Source organism: Rhizobacter sp. P1_G5 (genome assembly GCF_056405435.1).
This window is the reverse complement of record NZ_JBFUCB010000600.1, coordinates 1-3709: the sequence shown is the minus strand read 5'-3', so window position 1 is coordinate 3709 and position 3709 is coordinate 1. Positions and strand designations below refer to the sequence as shown.

At 63.7% G+C, this 3709-nt stretch carries 4 protein-coding genes; all 4 read left to right on the top strand.

Going from position 1 to position 3709, the window contains the following annotated elements; all coding sequences use genetic code 11:
• The coding region (locus tag AC1D12_RS27775; protein ID WP_477844294.1) for an RHS repeat domain-containing protein at positions 1 to 1662 on the top strand (1662 nt) is incomplete at its 5' end.
• A 12-nt stretch (positions 1663 to 1674) separates the two neighbouring features.
• Positions 1675 to 2115 (top strand): hypothetical protein, encoded by a 441-nt coding sequence (locus AC1D12_RS27770; protein WP_477844292.1) that lies wholly within the window; start codon positions 1675 to 1677, stop codon positions 2113 to 2115.
• 183 nt (positions 2116 to 2298) lie between these two features.
• Positions 2299 to 2952, top strand: coding sequence for a DUF6515 family protein (locus AC1D12_RS27765; RefSeq protein ID WP_477825803.1), 654 nt, complete (start codon positions 2299 to 2301; stop codon positions 2950 to 2952).
• 133 nt (positions 2953 to 3085) lie between these two features.
• On the top strand, positions 3086 to 3709 hold a 624-nt coding region (locus AC1D12_RS27760), incomplete at its 3' end, for a transglycosylase SLT domain-containing protein (RefSeq protein WP_477844290.1).

The following is a 3709-nucleotide window of genomic DNA, read 5'->3' as shown; positions in this document are numbered from 1 at the left end:
ATCACCTACCCGTCGGGCCGGGTGCTGGTGATCACGCGTGACACCGGCGAGCTCAACGCGATGAGCTTGGCCAAGGATGCAGGCAGCACGCCCATCCCGCTGATCAGCAACGTGAAGTGGGAACCCTTCGGCCCGGTGAGTGGCTGGGACTGGCACATGACCAGCGGCCTGGTGAATCATACGCGGCAGTTCGACCTGAGCGGTCGCATCGTGCGCTACCCACTGGGCAATGTGCTGCGCGATGTGAGCTACGACGCGGCTGACCGCATCACCGGCTTCACGCACCTGCTGGCCAGTGACGGCACGCCGCAGCCGGCGCTGAACCAGGGCTTCGCGTATGACGAAAACAGCCGACTGACCAGCATCATCACGTCGGCATCGAGCTGGTCGATCGCCTACGACCCGAACGGCAACCGCACGAGCGTGAGCCTGAACGGCAACCCGAGCGACTACACGACCGAGGTGACGAGCAACCGGCTGACGAGCATCACGAATCCGGCCAGAAGCTTCACCTACGACAACGCCGGCAACACGACCAACGACAGCGCAGGCTACACGGCAACCTATGGCCTGAACGGCGCGATTGCGAGCATCACGAAGGCGGGCGTCACCGGCAGCTACGACTACGACGCGGAGCGCCGGCGCATCCGCAAGGTGACGAGCACCGGCGAGGTGGTGATCTTCGTGTACGACCTGGAGGGCCGACTGCTGGGCGAATACGACCAGACCGGCAAGGCGCTGCGCGAATACGTGTGGCTGGACAACATCCCGGTGGCGATGTTCATGCCGGACCCGGCGAACGCGAGCAATCCGAACGCTCCGCCGCTGGTGTTCTACATCCACGCCGATCACCTGAACGCACCGCGTATCGTGGTGGACCAGAACGGCGCCAAGCGCTGGCGCTGGATGGCCGAGCCGTTCGGCACGACGGCGCCAGAGACCAATCCCGAGGGGCTTGGGGCCTTCACGCAGAACATGCGGTTCCCGGGGCAGTATGCGGATGCGGAGAGCGGACTCTGGTACAACTACTTCCGAAACTACGATTCCTCCCGCGGCGGATATCCGCAAAGTGACCCCATCGGGCTGGCGGGAGGGAGTCCGTCCACATACACGTACGTTGACGGTAACCCATTGGTCGGCACGGATCCACTTGGACTTTTCGACTTTGGCAGCTCTCAGCAGACTCTGCAAACGCTTGCGCCCGCTGCAGGGGCTGTTGGCGCAGGAGGAGCTGCAGCTGGTGTTCCTTTGGCTGTTGCCGGGGCTGCTGTGGCAGCAGCAGGCGCTGGCGGCATCGGAATAGGTATTGGAATCAATAACACGTGGGAGCATTTCACCGGCCAATCCCCCGGTGGCAGCTTGTACGACTTATTGCATCCGGAACCCGTATCAAGCGTTCCAGCGATTAACTTTAAAGATTCAATGCACGATGCGTACTCAAGAATCTGCAGTGCTCCTCCCCCTCCGAATTTGGACAAGTGCGAGAACATGCGATGGCAAATCCGCAAGCTGCGCATGTGCATCACAGGTAGAAAATTGTGGGAAGGCAATTGGGGACCGGGGCGTGGCCACGATGACCAGATTCGGCAAAAAGAAAAGGAACTGGAGAAGTGGGAGCGTCGCCTCAAGAACGCTTGGGATTGCAAGAAGGATTGTCCATAATTGGAGGCGGTAATGAATATTGATCTATCTCTATGTAATGAATGGACGCCAGCCCCTGACGACTTGGATGAGGCTTGGGCTTGGCGCACCTTGAATGGCCTTGGGCGCACGCGTGCCATTCAAATGCTGGTCGATAGTCCCTCGACCTTGCCAGAGGTGCTGTACTACTCGAAAGGCAGTTGCTTCCTCTACTATTTGGGTGTCCTTGTTGATTACCTTCTGTCTGAAGAGGCGAAAGCGAATTTCGCTGCAGCCGCAGGATTCATGAATTTGCTCAACACGAGGCATCCATCTCCGACTGCCTTCGTTGGCACAGCTGGCATTTCCTTGTTGGAAGGCGCCCGCCAGATTGCCGCAAGGCAAGATTTCTATGACGCAGATGAGGATATCTTTGGTAGCTTTCCCGAGCTATATGAACGTTATGCCCTTGGTTCAGATATTAGTTTGACTTGAGCGGCGTCACCGTGAGGTGTGTTTGCGCGACGTGCCGACGCGATATCACCTGGGTGCCAAGTGGACCAAAGACATGTATGACTGGTAGTCAGCCCCGGTGCAGCGACCTCACACGTTTCTTTGCACACCTGCAACCCACCCGATACGCTCTCCCGCGACGATCGCATCGTCCAGGAGATCGACATGGCAACCATCCAGCGATTCGTGTTGACCGGTGCGATCCTCGCGCTGGCCGTTCTTTCAGGCGTGTCCCAGGCCCAGGAGCGCCACGGCCGCGGCGGCCCGCCCCCCGGCTACCGCTCGCCGCACTGGCAGTTCGACAACCGCTACCACCACGACCACTATTACCCGTCGCGCGGCTACGTCGCGGCGGCGCTGCCGGGCGGCAGCATCAGCATCGGGTTCCACGGCGGCAACTACTTCTACCAGGGCGGCGTCTGGTTCCGCCCGCAGGGCCCGCGCTACGTCGTCATCGCGCCGCCGATCGGCATCGTCGTGCCGCTGCTGCCGCCGGCCTACACCACGCTCTACATCGGCGGCGCGCCGTACTACTACGCGAACGGCGCCTACTACGCGACCGCGCCGGGCGGCTATGCCGTCGTCGAGCCGCCGCCGGGGGCCGATGCCGCTCAACCGGCACCGGTTCTGCCGCCGCCGAAGCCCGCGCCGGATCCCATCCTCTACCCGCGCAACGGGCAGAGCCCGGCGCAGACCGAGGCCGACCGCCAGGAATGCAACCGCTGGGCGACCACGCAGCCGTCGGCGATGGCCGATGCCTCGGTGTTCCAGCGCGCGGTGGCCGCCTGCATGGACGGGCGCGGGTACACGGTTCGCTGACAGCGAGAAGGGCTTCGATACCTCAGCCTGAACGGGTGGAGGTATGCGGAGTTCGTGCCACCCCCGCGCATGGGCGGTTGTGGGCAGAGGGTGTGGCCGTTAAGTTTCGGCTCCACTCCCTCTTGTCCGACCGATGCGCCTGCCCACCCTCCTGCTGCTGCTCTGCTGCCTCACCGGCACGGTGCGGGCGCAGGCAGACGCCCTCGCCACGTCAGATGACCTGCTGGTCCGCCTGACCCGCGACGAGGCTGTCGCCTACGAGAACGGCGAAGGCGTGCCGCGCGATCCGGTGCGCGCCGCGCAGCTGTACTGCCAGGCCGCCCGCCAGGGCGACGCCGAATCGCAATACAACCTCGCGTGGATGTACGCGAACGGCCGCGGCATCGACCGCAACGACGCGACCGCGTCGTTCTTCTTCCACGCCGCCGCCGAGCAAGGCCTGCCGCAGGCGGTGCGCATGCTCGAGCGCGTCGGCCAGCCCGGCGCCGACATCCCCGACTGCATGCGCCCGCCCGCGCCCGTCGTCGCGGCGGCGGTGCAGGCCACACCCGTCGCCGCAGCACCCACCGCCGAGTTGCGGACCAACGGCCCCAAGTACATCGTCGACCTCGTGAAGACCATCGCGCCGGAGTACCGCGTCGATCCGCAGCTCGCGCTCGCGTTCATCCAGGTCGAATCGAACTTCGACGTGGTCGCGCAATCGCCGAAGAACGCGCAGGGCCTGATGCAGCTGATCCCCGAGACGGCCGCCCGCTTC

Excerpts from the sequence above, each read along its gene's own strand:
- AC1D12_RS27770 (WP_477844292.1), top strand. The coding sequence starts at position 1,675 with ATGAATATTGATCTATCTCTATGTAATGAATGGACGCCAGCCCCTGAC.
- AC1D12_RS27765 (WP_477825803.1), top strand. The coding sequence starts at position 2,299 with ATGGCAACCATCCAGCGATTCGTGTTGACCGGTGCGATCCTCGCGCTG.